Source organism: Bacteroides sp. PHL 2737 (genome assembly GCF_004115325.2).
Classification (GTDB): domain Bacteria; phylum Bacteroidota; class Bacteroidia; order Bacteroidales; family Bacteroidaceae; genus Bacteroides; species Bacteroides hominis.
Genome location: NZ_CP040630.1, coordinates 5048554 through 5068217 on the forward strand (window position 1 = coordinate 5048554; position 19664 = coordinate 5068217).

Annotated in this window: 18 protein-coding genes; all 18 read right to left on the reverse strand. The window is 38.6% G+C overall.

Going from position 1 to position 19664, the window contains the following annotated elements:
- Positions 1-12: 12 nt before the first annotated feature.
- The 18 genes from DBK98_RS20930 to DBK98_RS21015 all read right to left on the reverse strand — a co-directional run bounded on the left by DBK98_RS20930 (position 13) and on the right by DBK98_RS21015 (position 19261).
- Positions 13-1206 (reverse strand): glycoside hydrolase family 88 protein, encoded by a 1194-nt coding sequence (locus tag DBK98_RS20930; RefSeq protein WP_033572546.1) that lies wholly within the window; start codon positions 1204-1206, stop codon positions 13-15.
- Between the two features lie 55 nt (positions 1207-1261).
- On the reverse strand, positions 1262-1378 hold the full coding sequence (locus tag DBK98_RS20935; RefSeq protein ID WP_227980272.1) for a hypothetical protein: 117 nt from the start codon (positions 1376-1378) through the stop codon (positions 1262-1264).
- Between the two features lie 303 nt (positions 1379-1681).
- Positions 1682-2179 carry a serine O-acetyltransferase gene (locus DBK98_RS20940; RefSeq protein WP_007219052.1) on the reverse strand — a complete coding sequence of 166 codons (498 nt, stop codon included), beginning with the start codon at positions 2177-2179 and terminating at the stop codon, positions 1682-1684.
- A 4-nt stretch (positions 2180-2183) separates the two neighbouring features.
- Complete coding sequence (locus tag DBK98_RS20945) at positions 2184-2558, reverse strand: acyltransferase (RefSeq protein ID WP_172679981.1); 375 nt, start codon at positions 2556-2558, stop codon at positions 2184-2186.
- Between the two features lie 34 nt (positions 2559-2592).
- Positions 2593-3774, reverse strand: coding sequence for a glycosyltransferase (locus DBK98_RS20950; RefSeq protein ID WP_005636871.1), 1182 nt, complete (start codon positions 3772-3774; stop codon positions 2593-2595).
- A 31-nt stretch (positions 3775-3805) separates the two neighbouring features.
- Complete coding sequence (wecB, locus tag DBK98_RS20955) at positions 3806-4987, reverse strand: non-hydrolyzing UDP-N-acetylglucosamine 2-epimerase (protein WP_005636869.1); 1182 nt, start codon at positions 4985-4987, stop codon at positions 3806-3808.
- A gap of 6 nt (positions 4988-4993) precedes the next feature.
- Complete coding sequence (locus DBK98_RS20960; RefSeq protein WP_005636866.1) at positions 4994-5392, reverse strand: WbuC family cupin fold metalloprotein; 399 nt, start codon at positions 5390-5392, stop codon at positions 4994-4996.
- Positions 5393-5398: 6 nt separating this feature from the next.
- The gene (locus tag DBK98_RS20965; RefSeq protein WP_005656928.1) at positions 5399-6553 is read right to left on the reverse strand and encodes a capsular polysaccharide biosynthesis protein CapF; all 1155 of its coding nucleotides are present in this window, start codon (positions 6551-6553) and stop codon (positions 5399-5401) included.
- Between the two features lie 175 nt (positions 6554-6728).
- Positions 6729-7802, reverse strand: coding sequence for a polysaccharide biosynthesis protein (locus DBK98_RS20970; RefSeq protein WP_005636862.1), 1074 nt, complete (start codon positions 7800-7802; stop codon positions 6729-6731).
- A 5-nt stretch (positions 7803-7807) separates the two neighbouring features.
- Positions 7808-8977, reverse strand: a complete 1170-nt coding sequence (locus tag DBK98_RS20975) for a glycosyltransferase (protein ID WP_005636860.1) — start codon at positions 8975-8977, stop codon at positions 7808-7810.
- A 6-nt stretch (positions 8978-8983) separates the two neighbouring features.
- Positions 8984-10186: a hypothetical protein gene (locus DBK98_RS20980; RefSeq protein WP_005636858.1), complete on the reverse strand. Its 1203-nt coding sequence runs from the start codon at positions 10184-10186 to the stop codon at positions 8984-8986.
- Entirely contained in the window at positions 10174-11517 is a 1344-nt protein-coding gene (locus DBK98_RS20985; RefSeq protein ID WP_005636855.1) for a lipopolysaccharide biosynthesis protein, read from the reverse strand. The genes DBK98_RS20980 and DBK98_RS20985 overlap by 13 nt, the downstream gene beginning before the upstream one ends.
- 818 nt (positions 11518-12335) lie before the next feature.
- A complete protein-coding gene (wecC, locus tag DBK98_RS20990; protein ID WP_033572547.1) occupies positions 12336-13541 on the reverse strand; it encodes a UDP-N-acetyl-D-mannosamine dehydrogenase in 1206 nt (401 codons plus the stop codon).
- Positions 13542-13622: 81 nt separating this feature from the next.
- The gene (locus DBK98_RS20995; protein ID WP_005656934.1) at positions 13623-14327 is read right to left on the reverse strand and encodes a tyrosine-protein phosphatase; all 705 of its coding nucleotides are present in this window, start codon (positions 14325-14327) and stop codon (positions 13623-13625) included.
- A 13-nt stretch (positions 14328-14340) separates the two neighbouring features.
- A complete protein-coding gene (locus DBK98_RS21000) occupies positions 14341-16719 on the reverse strand; it encodes a polysaccharide biosynthesis tyrosine autokinase (RefSeq protein WP_033572548.1) in 2379 nt (792 codons plus the stop codon).
- A 41-nt stretch (positions 16720-16760) separates the two neighbouring features.
- Positions 16761-17555 carry a polysaccharide biosynthesis/export family protein gene (locus tag DBK98_RS21005; protein WP_005636845.1) on the reverse strand — a complete coding sequence of 265 codons (795 nt, stop codon included), beginning with the start codon at positions 17553-17555 and terminating at the stop codon, positions 16761-16763.
- 26 nt (positions 17556-17581) lie between these two features.
- Positions 17582-18688 (reverse strand): MraY family glycosyltransferase, encoded by a 1107-nt coding sequence (locus DBK98_RS21010; protein ID WP_005636844.1) that lies wholly within the window; start codon positions 18686-18688, stop codon positions 17582-17584.
- Positions 18689-18712: 24 nt separating this feature from the next.
- Positions 18713-19261: a UpxY family transcription antiterminator gene (locus DBK98_RS21015; protein ID WP_005636842.1), complete on the reverse strand. Its 549-nt coding sequence runs from the start codon at positions 19259-19261 to the stop codon at positions 18713-18715.
- Positions 19262-19664: the final 403 nt, after the last annotated feature.

Sequence of the window (19664 nt, forward strand, 5' to 3'; positions counted from 1 at the left end):
AAGATTAAAATATTATTCGGCAAGTAAATAATGGCTCATAGCATTAAACATAAACGCATTGCTCCAACGCATATATGATATTTTTGAACTTATCCCCGGCTTTAACTGGTAGTAGAAATAGCCTTTCCGGTTTTGCATATTGCAGATAGTCCATTCAATGACCTTTTCTACAATTTCCTTGTATTCTTCGATCTTGTGCAACCTTGCGAGCGTTACGAGCAACTGCCCCGAGCAGTGAATGTCAATGGGATAAGTGCGGTTGTCGTAGTATTTTGGCATTCCGTTGGCTTCAAAGAAGTTTTGAATATAGAATTCAAAGCCCTTCTCGATATATTTGCGATACTTATTGTCGCCTGTCAGCTCCTGATATGCAATAAGCGCATCAAGGTTATAGCCTGTATGAAAACTGTCAACCCAACTCTGAACGGGTAGCATGCCATATACCCATGCACCGTTTGGCTTTTGACCTGAGCAGCATGCCTTTATGCTTTGCTCTGCAAGTTTGCGGTATTCCTCGTTGCCTGTGTACTTGTAGCAAAAACTAAGCATCCTTGAGCCGAGCAGTGAGGCGTTAAAGACAGTGTCGTTTCCCTGCAACGGGCTGTAAGAGAATAGGAATCCGTCCTTATATTCCGTGCGGTGAAGGTCGTTGATAACGAAATTTGCCGCACTGAGAGCGATTTCAAGATACCTTTTCTCTCTGGTAATTTCGTATGCTTCCATAAGGGCGGTTGCACAGAAATTGCTCGCAACAACGGTTGGAGTAAACTTTGGGAAAAGGAAAAGTCTGCGAGCCTGCCAGTCAAAGTTATATCCCCAGCAAGCACCGCTGTAACCTTTTGATTGTAGAGAGATCAGCAGTTCAGCCAGTTCGTTAATCCGTGATTTCAGGGAATCGGGAGAGCCGAGGCTTTCCGCAAGTTTGGGGTTTGCCTTAACCGCATTATATAGGTTGCAGTAACCGGAAAGGAAAAGCCCGATGCCCTTGGCATTATATTCCTTGGGAACAAGCGCAAGCCTGCGGAGATTGACTGGGCAGCGCTTAAATCCTTGGATAACAACCAGGCGGCAGATTGCCGACTTCTTCAGGAACGGCAACGCCTGAAAAACCTTCGAGTTAAGTCCGTCATAGGGATCCCAACCCTTGAACCCCTCATTCTCGCAATACTCCTTCAGCAAACGAAAAGAATTGATAACTTTATGCATATTATGTTATTCTTTAATCCTTAGAATTTTGGCGGGTACGCCTGCAACGATAGCATTATCGGGAACTGGTTTGGTTACGACTGCGTTTGCTCCTATTTGTAACATTGTTTCCGATTGTTATACCACCCATAACGATAGAACCTTTCGCAATATAAACATTATTACCTATCACAGGTACTCCCGAAATCTTGAATTACCCTTCTATGGTAACTTGCTGACATATAGTGCGGTTTCCCCCTATAATTGATTTAGAATGGATAATAATACCCATACCTCCGTATCCAAAAGTTGACCCTCTGCCAATCTTTACCTGGTATGGAATCTTGCTGTTGTAGATTAGGAAAATAAGCAATGTTATCAATTTTGGCAGTACAGGAATGTGGTGCAAGTACAGCCACCTTGATACCCGATAAAAAGAGATTGCATTCAACATAGTTTTATCCTTTTAAAACTATATCCGATTGCAACTTTTGATTTACTCTTTTGGTTGCAGATATGGTGCTATTCCATCTAAATCTTTTTGATTTGAAGAAATATTATAGTTTAAGTCTTTAGTATATCCGATTATTTTAGCAGGAGAGCCTGCAACAATTACCCCCCCCCTTAATGATTTATCAACAAACGAATTAGCTGCAACAATACAGTTATCACCAATTTCTACTGGTCCACAGATTACAACGTTTGGACCGATAAAAACGTTATTGCCAATTTTAGGAACGTTTTTATATGGAAATTTTCTTACTGTTGAGAATCGTAAACCTAATACGCAGTTTTCTCCAATTTCCGTTCCTGGGATTAGTACAGTGCTAATTCCTTTACAAACAAAATAAGATCCTTTACCGATTTTTGAATCAGCAGTAATTTTAGTGTTGTAAATCAGAAAAATTAATAGTTGAATTAATTTAGGTAAAAATGGAATGTGGTGTAAGTATAACCACCTCTGTATTCTGTAAAAAAATATTGCGTTTGGCATAATTTTATCGTTTTCTGATAAAGCGGGCGGGGTTTCCTGCCCATACTTCGTTTGACGGTATATCTTTCGTCACTATTGCCCCGGCGCCTACGATTGCCCCTTCTCCGATTGTGACCGGCTTGACAACCATTGTTCCCATGCCAATGTAGGCTCCTTTGCCAACATGCACTTGACCGCGGTCATAACTGCCTGTCTTCGGGTTCATGAAATGCGTTACAATCCGGACGCCGACAGTCAGGCGCACGCCCTCTTCAATGACAATATCTTCGGGATAATTTGTGTCGAAAATAACGTCCTCTCCGATGAAGGTCTTTTTAGGGCATTTGATGTTTACCCCCCCCCATTTACAAAGCGTTGGTCTCCACCCCCTTGACTTCATTGGCAAATGCTGTAAATGAAGGAAGACAAGTTTTTTAATTCTTGACAGTTTCATTATTAAATCTAATTTTATTGCATATATATTCTATATTTTTTGCTCTATTTTTCCATGAGATTTTTTCCGCTAATTGCCTATTAGCGTACCCCATGGTCTTTAAATCGCTATAAGGTATATCTTTAATTTCTTGTAAAATTTTTAATATCGAGTATTTATTGTATTCTACTATAAAAAAACCTTTTTCATTTTTTACAAAATCAATTATATCACCATAAGGTGACAATATAACGGGCTTCCCAAATGCTAAATAATCACCTAATTTATTAGGCCATCCAGCTTTAGAAACATTGTTGTCATCTAATAATTGCAAAAACACATCTATATCTTTTAAGGTAGAAACATCTTTAGAATAATCTAACCATCCTCTATATTCAGCAATTTCAGACAATCCTAATTGATTCCACTTTTCGTTTGAGATAGTATTCCCATATAGAATCAACCTGTAACTGTTTTTAACATTTTCACATTTCAATGCTTCTATAAACGGAGCTATCAAATCAATTTCGTGATTATTAATGCCAATGTATGCTATATTTATTTTTCGTTTTTCAACAGATGAATAGGATGGATATAACGGCTTTACATCTTTCACTATAGACCCACCAGGAACAATAAAAATTTTTTCTGAGTCAATTCCATTTTCAACAGCCCTATCTTTCATAAAAGTAGATAATACGACTATAGCATCAGCTTTTCTTTTATCGTTGAGTTCATTATAGCATTCCAGTCTACCGTATGTTAACCTAAACAATCTACTTTTCTTTTTAATATAACCTCCTTTACCAAAGAAATCCCACCACTCAGAAATATAAACAGAATGATAAATAAATCTATTTAATTTACAAGGTAAGGAAGTAAATCTATGTCCACAATCTGCTATACATATTTCAAATTTATGGAACATCGAGTATATCAATCCAAATAAAGTACTCCAAATAGCAAAACCTGAGGATTTCATTTTGGCAGGAAAAAAGTCTGGTAGTACTTTTATTTTAACACCTTGATAGATAATAGTATTTATCTTAAAGAATGAACATTTAGGATTGATTGTTAATAAGGTCACATCATGTCCTAAATCTGCTAATCCTTGTGCCATATAAAAGGTTCGTCCCCATCCATTTTTTCCTTTCATGCCATGATGAGAATAAAGAACTTTCATTATTTATTGATGATTTAGGTAAAATTCTTAATTATTTTCTCCATATCATTTTATTGACAACGCCGGTGTAACTTTGGATGAGTTTAACGGTCTTTGTTGATACGTTCTCATCAACATAGTTTGGCACTGGAATGCCGTTATCTTGATTCTTGTTCATCTCTACGGCTGTATCAACCGCCTGAAGCAATGATTTTTCGTCAATGCCTGCCAATATGAAGCATGCCTTGTCGAGGGCTTCCGGACGCTCTGTGCTCGTGCGGATGCAGATTGCCGGGAACGAATGGCCTACTGATGTGAAGAATGAACTCTCCTCTGGCAATGTTCCACTGTCGCTGACAACGGCAAATGCGTTCATCTGGAGACAGTTATAATCATGAAATCCGAGAGGCTCGTGCTGAATTACTCTTTTGTCTAATTGGAATCCGTTTGCGGCAAGGCGTTTGCGGCTTCTTGGGTGGCAACTATAAAGCACCGGCATATCGTACTTCTCTGCCATCGCATTGATTGCCCGGAACAATGAAGTGAAGTTCTTTTCTGAGTCGATATTCTCCTCACGGTGGGCGCTAAGAAGGATATATTTGCCCTTTTCAAGGCCGAGACGGTTATGAATGTCGCTTGCCTCAATCTCTTCAAGATTATTATGAAGGACTTCCGCCATTGGTGAACCGGTAACGTATGTCCTCTCCTTCGGCAATCCGCATTCTGCAAGATAGCGGCGAGCATGCTCGCTATAGGCAAGGTTGACGTCACTGATGATATCGACGATACGGCGGTTTGTCTCTTCCGGAAGGTTCTCATCCTTGCATCTATTACCTGCTTCCATGTGGAAGATAGGTATGTGCAGACGCTTTGCTCCGATAACTGACAGGCATGAGTTTGTATCGCCAAGAACAAGTACAGCATCGGGCTTTACCTGCGACATGAGTTTATAGGAAGCACTTATGATATTTCCCATTGTTGAACCGAGGTCATCGCCAACGGCATCCATATACACTTCTGGTTCTTTCAACTTCAGGTCTTTGAAAAAGATGCCGTTCAAGTTATAGTCATAGTTCTGGCCTGTATGAGCAAGGATTGTGTCGAAATAGATGCGGCACTTACTGATAACGGCTGCAAGGCGGATAATTTCAGGTCTTGTTCCTACAATTATCAAAAGTTTCAACTTGCCGTTTTCCGCAAATTTTATATCTGAATAGTCAGTTTTTAATTCCATAATATTTTATTTTGTCATTGTATTTTTAGGAGTAAGTGGTGTGTACGGTCCATCCTTAACTTCAAAGATTACCGTTCCGCTTTCAAGGACCTCAATCGTATGCCATTGACCGATAGGAATCTGAACGCCGTAACATCCTTTCAAGGGGTCAAGTTCACGGCTTTCTTCCAACTGACCATCTTCACCGTAAAACAGCACGTTGATTCTACCGCGTAGAACGAAATACGTTTCTGCAGTATGGGTATGGCGGTGAATCGGCAAATCGGTTCCGGGTTCCATAGCGTTCATCAGTCTCTGCGCCTTTGCCTCAAGACTGTCATGCAGATTGTAGTTCATCCGCAAACGGGGACTCGCCTTTGCCTGTGCCGTTACCCCGTCAAGCAATTCTTTGTCGATAACCAACATAACCTGCTATTTTACTACTTTATCGAAATAAGTATCTGGGCGGTTCGGGTCAAAGCACTCGTTACACCAAATCAGAGTTACAAGATTCTCTGTTTCTGAAAGGTTTACAATGTTATGAGTGTATCCCGGGATAGTCTCAACAACCTCGATTTTATCGCCGGAAACCTCAAAATTGACGACCTCGTCTGAATCGACCTTACGCATCTGAATAAGGCCGTGACCGCTGACTACAACGAATTTCTCCACCTTTGTATGGTGCCAGTGCTCACCTTTGGTAATACCCGGTTTGGATATATTCACCGCAACCTGACCACGATCGGCTGTCCTGATAAATTCAGTAAAACTGCCGCGCTCGTCGACGTTCATTTTCAAAGGATACGCAAAACGCTCCTTCGGCAGATAAGTAAGGTATGTTGAATAGAGTTTCTTAGCCAAACCGTCGCCCATATCTGCAACGCCGAGATTTGCTGGCATATCCTTAAACGAGCGGATAATCTCAACAATCTCGCCAAGTGTGCGGGTATGAGTGACTGGAACTTCACAGAAGTTTTCATTGCAATGCTCGTTGCCGTTAAGTGCCGCTATCATCTCATCAACAACGTCGTCTATATAAACAAGATTCATAACAATGCTCGGGTCATTGACGCTAATAGGAAGATCATTCGCTATATTGTTGCAGAAAGTTGCAATGGCACTATTATAGTTTGGACGACACCACTTTCCGAAAACGTTCGGGAAGCGGTAGACAAGCACTTTCGCTCCAGTTTCCGCCGAATATTCAAACATCAACTGCTCGCCAGCACGCTTCGACTCACCGTAAGGATTGTCAAGAACCGCCTGAATAGATGATGAAATCATAACAGGGCAAGTGTTTCCATACTTCTTCAAAGTGTCAAGAAGCACCGACGCAAAGCCGAAATTGCCCTTCAGAAACTCAGAATTGTCCTTCGGGCGGTTAACACCGGCAAGATTGAAAACAAAGTCTGCATTCTTGCAATATTCCTCAAGGTCGGCAGGGTCACTGTCAATATCATATTCATAAACGGCCAAGTCCTCACTGTCAATGCCGTAATTGCGAGCTTTGCCATCGCGGATATTGTAAAGTTGCGAAACAAGATTTCGACCGACAAAGCCCTTGGCTCCGGTAACTAATATTTTCATTGAGATAAAATTTAATTATGATGGAAAAGAAAGATAATGTCTTCCTGTGTGTAAAAGATTTCCTATTGGTGATTTCTCAATAGCGGGAACACTTTGAATAATTGTTCCCCCCCCCAAAAAAAATACTTTGCGAAGTCGATGGCAACGCAGTAGATTGCCGGTTTTCACACACCGGCTATTCGGAACGGATTTCGCGCGCCTTTGCCTTCTCAATCAAGCCCAAATCCTCCTGAATAAAGCGCAGACGCATCAACTGCTTCTTCATACCCTCAACATCAAGGCGCTGAGTATTGTGGCTATGATAATCCTCAATACGAGAAACCACCTCATCACCCTCAGAGAAGAACTTGTCATAATTTAAGTCACGGTTATCACAAGGAATACGGTAATAATTGCCCATATCAATAGCCTTAGCCATCTCCTCGCGAGTGACAAGAGTCTCATAAAGTTTCTCACCGTGGCGAGTACCAATAACGCGAACCTCAGTATCTCCATATTTCGGATCAACCTTAGAATATATTTCCTTCAGTGCGGTAGCAAGAGTCTCCAAAGTAGCGGCAGGAGCCTTTTGGACAAAAAGATCACCATTATGACCATGGGTAAACGCGTATATAACCAAGTCAACAGCATCATCAAGAGTCATCATAAAGCGGGTCATATTCGGATCAGTGATAGTAATAGGATTACCCTCTATCATCTGCTCAACCCACAAAGGGATAACAGAACCGCGGCTTGCCATAACGTTACCATAACGAGTACAACAAATGGTAGTAGCCGCACCCTCGCCAAGTTCACGACCTTTAGCAATCGCAACCTTCTCCATAAGTGCTTTGCTGATACCCATAGCATTGATAGGATAAGCTGCCTTATCAGTAGAAAGGACCACAACATTTTTTACCCCATGCTCGATAGCAGAAAGAAGAACGTTTCCAGTACCGAGAACATTAGTGCGAGTAGCCTCCATAGGGAAAAACTCACAACTCGGCACCTGCTTGAGAGCGGCGGCGGCAAAAACGTAGTCAACACCACGCATAGCAATATCTACAGAAGTCTTGTTGCGGACATTACCGATATAGAACTTCACCTTAGAATTCTGCAAGCGGTGACGCATATCGTCCTGCTTCTTCTCATCACGACTGAAAATTCTGATTTCCTTGATGTCGCTGTCAAGAAAACGACGTAGCACAGCATTCCCAAAGGAACCCGTACCGCCTGTAATTAACAGGACTTTGTCTTTGAATACTGACATACTATTTATAATGATTTTAAAAATTTATGCATCTTTTCTCCAGCAGATATATGAGAATACGATTGCTCTATTAGCATTTTCCCTTTTTTAGCAACAGCTAATGCTTTCTCATAATTATCTATGATATATTTGAGCTTGTTAGCATAATCCAATGGCGATTCTGGTTTTGCAAAATACATATGTTCGCCATCCTTAAAGTATTTTGATGTTTCTCCAACATTGGTTGATAATACAGGAGTACCCGACATTAAATATTCTCCCAATTTAGTTGGGAATCCTCCGTCTGCACGAACAGTCACAGGTTGGGAGGAAACTAAAATGTCTGCTTCTGATAGAATCTTTGGAACATCATTATATTGAGCAAATCTAAAACTTGTGTTGTTTGCTAATCCCTCTTGCTCAATAATCCTTTCCAATATAGATTTATCTTTTAAATTTGGTTTTCCAAAAAGATACAAATGGACATCATAATTATCTCTTAGCAAGATAGATAAAGCGTACAAAATATTGTCTACATTATCTTTTGATAATTCCATATTTCCCATATAAATTAATTTCTTAGTTTTATTTATAGGCTTTTTTATTATATTATGGAATCGATTGACATCGGTAATGGATGAAATTATAATACCTGGATTGTCTGTGATTTTTTTATAATATTTCAATAAATTTTCGGTCATGGAAATATATCCTGAATATTTACTTAAAATAACACGATAAATCACTTCTTTCCAAAATGGTATTTTATTCTTTAATTTACCTCTAATAGGTGTTGGATACTCATCAAAAATAAAAATAAGTTTTCTCTTAAATAATATATTTAATACCCTCATATACAGCAGGCAAATGAGACTATCTGAGCTTATAATAAACACGTCATATCTTCTAATTTTATCTCTTTTATGTAATTTTACACCTAAGATAAAAAGAGAATAAATCATTTCATATGCATGGAATAGCTTATTACTAAATCGTTTGCTTCTGAATGAATAAAAATATGATATACCATTAAAAACGCCTTCATTATTATTATTCGCGTTAAAATTATTAGGTGCAATTGACCATACATCAACTTTATCACCACATTCTAATAAGCCCTTAGAATATGAGAAGATACGTGTTGTGGCTGCCATTCCATACGGAATAGGGTATTTACAAATAATGCCAATATTCATGTTTTATCAATTAAATTCTACGATATAAGGAGATAAAATTAACAAATAGAGTAGTATGTTATTTTCTATAGGATTACTAAAAAAACTAATACATACTACTAATAATGAAAGTGTAACAATAATAATTGACTGCCTATATTGATAGAAAAAATTACCAATCGAGTACATAAAAAAAGAGAATGCGAAAATACCCCATGTCACTAATGTGTTTCCCAAGCCATTAACAGTAACAATATGTTTCAAAGCCATATATGAAGTTGTATCTTGGACGCAACCCCAACCTATTGGAAACATCAAAAATTTATCCGTCAACAATTTGAAAGAAAGGATTCTATTGGCTTCATATAGTTTCCTGTAACCTTGATGGTGTACTATTCCCTTTTGTGCGGAGGATATAAATTCTTCGATTTTTGGAAGAAGGAAGTCTGCATTCATCAACCAACCTATTGAAAAAGCAGTACAGATAAGAATAAGTGCTTTTATATAAATATTTTGTCCTTTCAAAAGAAACAGTAGCAAAATGATAAAAAATGCCAAATATCCTGCTGTGGAAAATGTAGTTAAAAGGATTATAGTATATACCTTAATGTGTCTATTCAATTGAAAACCTTGTCGACATATATTATATGCAATCAAGATATTTAAAATCATCGCATATGCACCCGGTTCCCACATAAAACCACTATTCCTGAAGTTTCCATTACCCATATATGTAAAAAAGAAAGCATAGAAATAGTATTTCTGAGACTCCTTCTGATAAAAAATATCAGCGGTAAAAGGACGGAATACAGAAGTAAGGCTATTAAACATACTGGGAAAGAACAAGGATAAGATATAAAATATTGTAGAAATTAACGCCAGTTTATACAAAAATTGCTCATATTTATCCCAAAAGTTATCCTTGCAACAAGATAAACATAAATATGCAAGATAGATCAAAACAATTTTCCCTATAAAAGGAAAAAAATCTATATTTTTACCAAAATATAATGAGGATATTAGGTTTATTAAAATCCATCCACTTAATAAATAAAAAAGAATATTATTATATAAATTCTTATGATTTATAAAGCTATAAAGAGCTAATAATCCCACAACTATAATTCTAATAAAATCATTACTAGCAATGGACGATGCTCCTGATATCATCATAGTGAGAAAAACAAATATCGCTATTTCTAGCTTTGTAATAGAATTTACTTTACCCATATACTTCGTTTTCCTAAAAAAATATTTTTGATCTGTATCTTAGGCCAAATAGTATTGGCAAATGTTGATATAATAAGTGAAATAATTACTCCTTTTACACCCCAATAAGTACCAAGCAATAAAGCCAATGGAATATGCACAAAAGCCTCTATCATTGTAATATAGAATTGGAGCTTTACACACCCAATACCATTGATTATGCTCCCATATCTAGCCCATGATAATTGGATGCAGAAATACAATAATAGAAGAAACATTAATGATTTATCGGGTTTGATAGTTGATGATAACCACCATTTGTATACAAAATCTGATAATAAAATCAAAACTCCTCCAGCGGCAATCATTATATATGAAATGAATTGTAGTTTTTTTAATATTCCTTTAATCCATTGATAATCCTTTCTCGCATAAGCATCAGTGGCAGCAGACCAAAAAGGAGTCATGATAATCATAAAGGCCATCTCTATCAAACCAATGTATTTGTAGGCAATATTATACTCAGCCACAGAAGTATTTCCACAAGTATGGGCGATTATCAAGTTGTTTGACTGAAATAATAATAAAGTCGTCAATTGAATCCAAAAGAATTTACTCCCAAGAATAACAATCTCTTTTATTTTAGAACGCTCAAAGAAAGAGGGGGTTGGCATATATTGGGGTATCATTTTTCTAAACAGTATCAATGAAAAAATCATCAATACAACGACTGGAGCCATTGATATAATCATTCCCAATTTCAAAAGAGAAACTTCATTGCAAACATTTGTATAAATAAAAATTCCAATGAAAGCGAACAATTGACTAAGCATCAATATCAATGAGGATAATGCCGGCTTTTGTAAAGCGTACAATACAGAATTTAGAAGTTTTAGTAGCATTTGAAATGCTAAACTTGAAAGAACCCATAACATTAATAATGTAAGTTCACCATTAGGAATCGAATGAGCGTTTAGCAGACTATTCCAATTGCAAAATGGAACAATGCAGGCCTCTATGATAAAGAACAAGAAACATAAGATTCCCATTGCACCATAAGTAGTACTCACATATTTTCGAGCATTTATTTCATCTTTACAAGCAATTGATTCCGCCAATTTATTTCTCAGACCATTACCTAACCCAATGTCAAAAAATGCAATCCAAGAAACAATTGTAGTAATTGTCAACCATATTCCATATCTATCTTGATTCAAACTATTAATCAACAATGGAACATAAGCCAAATTAATAATGATGTTGCAAATTTTTATGAGCAACATCCCCAAAATATTCTTTTGTGCCTTTTGAGTTCTGCCTGAAGATGACTTAATAAAACTCAACCCTTTCATATCTTGAAACCTAAAATCACCTAATAATAGGATTATCTAAAAGAATTTTATACAGGAATAATATTCCACTTCTCCTCATACTCACTATGCATTAATATCGCCTTACCCTCTTTCTATTCAAACATCCTTGGCTTTGTGTCATCGTCGTGAAAGTCTGAATAGGAAGTTATATAGTAGTTCATATCTTGCAAGATCCATTCATTTGTATTAGCCAATACGTTGATTCTATGTTTTCGAAAAAATGTGTTATTTCGTGACTGATAGGGAATTCGATTCTTCCAATTTTGCCCAACCGAATTTTTTTCATCAATTCTAAATGCGATACCGTACCGTCAACGTAACCAAAATCACACAGACATGATGGATAGTCTTCATATATGTAAGATATATTCTATGTCGATATGACGTTTCCTGTATGTTTCTTCACAAGTCTTATTTCCAGCTAACACTTCAAATCTTCGGATAAACATAAATTCCTATTTTTTCGAGTATATATTTTAATTTGGATGCATAATTCTTGTATCAGGCACTGGTGATTATTATATCGAAACGCTTTTGATATTTTTTTACGAACCGCCCCCAATAATATATTGGTAAATACGCTGCAAAAGATATTGTTTTGTGGCAAAATCTTATCAAACTCCGAAAATATACATGAGATTTTTCCTGGAAAATCTCATGTATATTTTGATTATTCCTTTTTACATTGTGTATAAAAGGTCTTAATAAAAATTTCATTTCCGGTACTTGAACTATTTTATGTGCAATTTTCATTAGTTTCGGTGATAATTGTATTTGCACTTATTTAGAAATATCCATTATTTCTTGAATATTCCACAAAAGTCCAATATCATTTTATCCTTCCTCCAAGATAGCTCTTTAAACTCGTTGTGAGCCGTAAGGAACACCACGATGTCTGCCTTGTCGTAGGCTTCGCAGTAGTTAGTCAGCTTAAACACGTTGTGCTCTTTTACATTCGGTTCTACGACCAAAATGTCGGCATTGTTGCAGCTCTGCATCACTTTCGTGGTAATATACTTCGCCGGACTTTCACGCAAATCGTCAATATTTGATTTGAATGCCAATCCCATCATGGCTATAACTGGTTTACGATGATTCTTCAACTCAAACTTCAACATGGCGTTCTTCACCTTTTCAGCACACCAGAAACTCTTGTAGTTGTTAATATCACGTGCATCGCTGATTAACTTGCTTTCTGCCGGGAAATCAGCAGTGATAAAGTATGGATCTACCGCAATACAATGACCTCCTACACCGCAACCGGGTTGCAGGATATTTACACGCGGATGCTTGTTGGCAAGGTTAATAAGTTCCCAAACATTGATACCAGCCTTGTCGCAGATAAGCGAAAGTTCATTGGCAAAAGCTATCTGTACATCGCGACTGGAGTTCTCCGTCAGCTTACACATTTCCGCTGTACGGCAGTTAGTCTTGTGAAGTGTGCCCTGCACAAATTGCGAATAGAATGCTATTGCCTTTTCGGTAGATTCAGGATTCAAACCACCGATGACCCGATCGTTGTGTACCAATTCATAGATCACATTACCTGGCAATACACGCTCCGGGCAATAGGCTATGAAAATCTTACTTTCCAATTCCGGACGTTCACCAAAAATGATGCGTGCCATAGCCTCTGTAGTTCCTACAGGTGAAGTGGATTCTATTACATAAAGATCCCCTTCTTTCAGTAACGGCAATACGGCACGTGTAGCCGCTTCCACGTAACTCACATCCGGCTCGTGGTTTCCCTTGAACGGGGTTGGGACCACCATGAAGTATGCATCGCTGACTTCCGGTGTAACCGAAGCCTTCAACATGCCAGCTTTCACTACTTCCTGTAACATTTCCTCCATGCCAGGTTCAATGATGTGCAAATGTCCCGCATTGGTCATTTTCACTACATGAGGATTAATGTCAACTCCTGTTATTTGAATGCCGTGCTTTGCGGCAATAATGGCTGTAGGTAGTCCGATGTAACCCAAGCCCATGAAACATGCTTTCATTTATCTTTGTATTAAATATTAAATCATTCATTTACATAAAAAAACACATATTAGGGCAAAGTCTTCCCGAATGTAAATACGCTATATTTTACACACATTTTTCAAGAAAGACAGATTGTCTATTTTTTGCTTACAAGTTGTCACATAAAAAATAAGGGAGTGAACATCATTTCCTCCTAAATCATACATTCCTGCTTTTAATAATATCTTCGCTTTCTTCTCTATGTGCTTACCATACATTCCGACTAATGACGGTATATTTAATTGAAAAGAAATTTGGTTCTTTTTTAACGTTTTATAATCCATCATTTGCATATACTCATATCGTTCCGGATGGGCCAACAAAGGATGATAACCTTTCTTTTGGATGCGTTGCAAAATAGACAGTAATCCCATTGGTGGATTGAAATAAGAAGTTTCCACTAACAGATAACGTTTTCCCTCCTCAAGGGGTAACAGGTCATCCTTTTCCAACCGTTCCTCAAAAAGGTTATCCAACATATATTCCGCAGCCAAAGCCAATTCCACCTTCCCTTGATATTTTTGTTTTAAGCTCAAAAATTTTTGTTGTAATGTAACAGTTTTATTGGACATGTCTTCCATGACGTGAGGGGTAAGCCATATTTTCCGCACTCCTTGCCGCTCCATCTCATCCAAAATTCTCCATGTTTCTTCTTCTGTTTTTACTCCATCATCAATACCTGGCAACAAGTGACTATGGCAATCGGTGAAACCACGGAAAAAACCGCTTTCCGCTAATGTTTTTTTCTGTCGAAAAAGCCACATTCCTGTTGACTATTTATTTTGAGTTGCCGTAATAAGAGGTATACCCATTGTGGTAACCATAACTGTAACCATATCGATAACTATAGCGTCCACCAGTACTTTCCGTCCCATTCAAAATTACCGAAAGGTTTTTGAACCGCTTTTCTAGATAAATACTTTCCAATTCAGATAACAGTGAGCGGTCCAATAATCCCGCCCGTACCACAAAGAGTGTCCGGTCGGCATATTGCTCTATGATTTGTGTGTCTGCCACGATATCTATCGGCGGACAATCCACAAAGATATAATCGTATTCATTGCGCAAGATTTGCATCAAGGTTGCAAATTTTTCATCTTCCAGCAGTTCCGTCGGATTCGGGGGAATGGTCCCCACAGGAAGAACATGCAAATTGGCATGTTTCTTATCTATTACAAGCGCTTCATTCCAATTAGCCACCCGATTACCCAAATAGTCACTCAGACCTTTCTTAGGCGACCCCACATAAGCAGAAATGGATCCATGTCGCAAATCTCCATCTATCACCAATACTTTTTTCCCTTTAATGGCAAAGCTCGTGGCTATGTTCACCGAAAAGAAACTCTTTCCACTACCCGGATTGAAAGAGGTAATCACAAATACTTTCTGATCGGTATTCTTGTTTTTCATAAAGTCCACGTTGGAGCGAAGTACACGAAAAGCTTCGTTGATGATGTTGCGATTGCCTTCTTCCACCACGATTGTTTTTTCCTGAGATTTGTTCTTCTTTTTCTTGTTATTGGAATATAATGGTATTTCACCCAAATAGGGCACACTCAAGTTCTCCAAATCTTTCTTACCCCGAACTTTGGTGTTCATGTTTTCTTGCATAAAGATAATGACTGCCGGTACTAAAAGCCCGAGAGCAAAAGCCACCAACAAAATGTTTTTCTTATTCGGTGCCATTGGTAAAGCACTGCCACGTGGAGCTGTAATCACTCGCGTATTATAAGCGGTAAACGCTTGGGACAGTTCGTTCTCTTCACGCTTCTGGAGCAGATACAGGTACAACTCTTCCTTTACTTTTTGTTGACGTTCTACCGATAACAAGTATTTGGCCTGACTCGGATTAGAAGCTAACTGTTGAGTGGTCGCCACTTCCTGTTGACGAATACTGCGTATCTGGGTATTCAGTGATACAATCAGATTATCAACTGATTGCAAAATGGTACGCTTCATACTCTGCATAGAGTTTCCCAAATCTTTCACCAACGGGTTCTTCTCGCTACTGTTAGCTATCAACCGGTTACGATCCAACACAATCTTGTTGTATTCTCCGATTTGACTTTCGATATTTACGTTAGCTATACCGGAGTTGGTTGGCAATGGCTGGTTCATTTCCTTGCTGTTCAGTTCGCGACGAATATACTGGGCCGTGGTAAGCTGATTGGTGAGTGCTTGAATTTCTTTTTTATTCTCAGCTGACTGGCTCATATACAGATTGGATGCGGCTTGTACGTCCGGCAACAGATGTTCACTCTTGTAGCTGGAGATGTTCTCATCCACATGACCCAATTCGTTTTCAATCACGCCCAAACGTTCACCGATAAACCGTGAGGTACTTACTGCTATCTGGTTCTTGTCCTGGATCCATTTCTCGTTATAAACCTCAATCAATGTATTTAATATATCTTCTGCCTTTTGTACAGAAGCATCATCAATGCTCAAATTAATAATGGTGGCATCTTCATTGCCTAATTCAGCCCACAATTTTTGCGTATAGCTGTCTGCCACCATATCAGCCGGTTCTTTACTATATTGAATAGTGCTGCCTGTAAAAAAATTCTCATATTGAGAAGTTAAGCTGATGGCCAATGTTCCTGCTGATGTTTGAATGGAATCTCCTATAATTCCTTCAAACCGTTCCCCAGTTTCTTCTCCAGCAACGATAAAGTTTGAAAGATAAAACTTGTTTTGTGCACCAACTTCTATATCAAAACTTACACTTTTTTTATTATCAAAAAGATAAGTCACCAATATCGGGCTTGATTTATATAATTCTATTCTTTTTAAGCCCCTACGAATAGTATATATCTCATTTAGCCCCAAACGCTTCACCACCTCTGTCATCAGCGTAGGGGATTTCAAGGTGAGCAGTTCGTTGTTGATATTGGTGTTTGATTTAAAAATACCCATATCTGCAAACTCATTCATTGCACTTGCCGGAGAATTGTTCTTGGAGTCATCCTTAATTAAAATGGCAGCCGTCCGGGTATAGACATTAGGAGTACTCAACAAATATAATGATGCCGTTGCCAACGCAACGAACAAGGAAGTGGCAAACCAATACCATTTCGGGATAAACATACCCCATAAATCTTGTATCCGTATAAAATCATCGGTAGGTTTGCCTGTGTTCGTTCTATTCTTTATCATTTTGGCTCTCTTTAATATCTTATAAAATAAAATTCAATACATTACTTGAACAGCAAAACACCCAGCGAGGATAGGAGCGAACCGATACTGATCCACAACGATACCGATTTTACACTGTTCTCATTAATGGTGCTTTGTCCGGCACGTACCTTGTTGGGCTGTACATACACCACATCATTCTGTTTCAGATAATACACCGGTGAATTAAACAGATCTTTCGAGCGGATATCCACCCAATGGGTTACACGCTCGCCGTTTTCTTCACGGATGACAAATATCGCATCTCGCTTTCCGTAGATGCTTAGGTCACCCGCCATACTGATGGCTTCCAAAAGGGTAATCTGATCTTTTGTAATGGCATATTTACCTGGAGTTTTCACCTCGCCCAACACGGAGAAATAAAGGTTCATAAACTCAACTGTAACTACCGGATCGTTTACCAGATTCTCTTCCATCAGCCTTTTTTTTACCAGGGTGGCAATCTGGCTCTTGGTCATACCGGCAATATGCAATGTTCCGACAACAGGAAAATCAATGTTCCCCTTATCATCCAATGTGTAACCTGATATTTCTCCATTGATGTTGCCAGAACGTAAATCAGAAGATCCGGCACGGTATTGCACCCGTGTCAAATTAAACAGAGCCGCCAATTGCGGATCCTTACTGGACACCATAATGGAAATCTGGTCTTTGGGTTGTACGGTAATATCCCGTGCCCCGATAATCGCCTCGGGTTGATTAACTACGATATCTTGAAAATAGACAATTTCTTTGGAGGTATTGCAGGACACCAATAAGACACACAAGAAACATAATTTAATTAAATGAAATTTCATATCTGATTTTTTTTCTGTACAGTTAATTATTCTACTTTATGTTTTCGTTTGATTTTCATAGTTATGTAGCAATGAATCACCGTCCAAACAGCCACATCCAACAGAAACAAGTTTGTTACGGAAAGGCAATGAATCAAAAAACAATTTCCCAATGCAAAAAAAGCTGCCATAATAATAATGCTTACCATAGCTTTACGTTGGGACATTCCTAAGGCTATAAATTTATGGTGGATATGATTCCGGTCTGGAAGAAATGGATTTTTACCGTTACGCAACCGGTGAATAACCACACGTATCACATCAAACATTGGTACAATCAAAAAAGAAAAAGCTATCACAATGCTACCGGGAAAGGCACTCTCTTTCACTGGATCGGACATACTCAGACGGATGACCATCACTGCCAGCAGCATCCCGATAGTGAGCGAACCGGTATCACCCATAAAGATCTTGCGTCCCCGATATATCTTACCGTATACGTTATAATAAAAGAACGGCAATAACACACTGAAAGCAGCTAGACTGATAAAGGCATACATCCACCATTGCAAATGGATGAACATGCAGCTGAAAGCGAGGAATGAGATAATACTCAACCCAGAGGCAAGTCCGTCAATGCCGTCTATCAAATTGATGGCGTTCAGGATATAGACGATGACGAATACTGTGAACGGCACTCCTATGTAATAAGGTATGACATAAATACCGAACAACCCGTATAGGTTGTCGAAGCATAACCCGGAAATCACCAACAGTATGCCACAAAGTATTTGCACTACAAATTTGGAACGGTAACGTACACCGATAAGGTCATCCATCATACCTATAAGATAAAGTATGAACAGACAACAGAGCATGGAAAGCAGACGGTTCGTCAAGTCCATGTCGAGTATGTTATAGCCCTGCCAAAGGTTGTAACCGATAATGGCAAGCGAAACCGTAACTGTGATACAAGGGAAAAAGGCGATACCGCCTAACCTTGGTATATGGGCAGTATGCAACTTACGTTCGTCCACTGAGTCGAACAGGCGACGTCGGAAAGAGACCAACGAAATGCGAGGCAGGACCATCGCACTCAATGTCCAGCCGACTATGACTATAAAGGCAAATTCGATAAAATGAAGAATGTCCACTATATGATTCTTTTGATGATTTTCTTAATCTTGCCCTATCCGTTGTAGAAAGGCTTGTGGAATATAGGAAGTAGCCACGGCGCATACGCCTTGGACGGTGACCACCAAACGGCGATTCTTCCTAATCCGGCAGATAACCCCTTCCGCTCCCTTGAACTTTCCGTCAATGACCCGTACACGTTCTCCCTGTTGAAACTTGGAATTGTCCTCCCCGAAATATTCCATTCCCTGCTCGCCGGACGAGGTGACCAGCATGAAAATGTTCATTTCCCGATCAGGAATGGCAAGGGGAAGTCTTTTCAATCCCTTCTGTCTTGTATATAGGATTACCTTATTGGTGAATTGTCGCTGTACTTCCAAAGCACGACAAACGGTTGAACGGAAGAACATAAGCGAATTAATGACCGGACGACGGAGTTTCTTCTTTATGCCGTTACGTTCCATCAAGGTTTCCTCACAAGGAATGTAAGTCTCGATCTTGTCTTTTTTCAATATATCCTCAATCTCGAAAACTTTGTTATAAAATACTTTTAGGGCGAACCAATGTTCGTGTGTGTGTGTTTCTATGTTCAACGAAAAGTAATGTTACCGGGTTGATAAAAAGGATATAATTTCCATTCCTGCACCTTCTGCTTTTTCAAATAAGGAAGATACAGCAATCAAGGTTAATCCGGTTTTTTCCTTCATAGGACTTCCGGAATGCGGGCCGCTCCTGACTACAGTGAGCGGATACCGTAACCCCGTATTCGTACCGTTTCTATGTAAGAGAGGGTACACATGTTGTTTTTTTCTGATAATCAAGAATATACATTGCTATAAAAGTACATTTTTGCTCGGTTTGCTCGGTTTTAGACTCGAAAATACGCTCGAATGGAAAATGCAACGTTCTCCTTTTATTTTATATTCTTATTACGGCACTATTTTGATTCATATTAAATTAGTAATATAAATTATTGATAATCAACTGTTTGTAAAT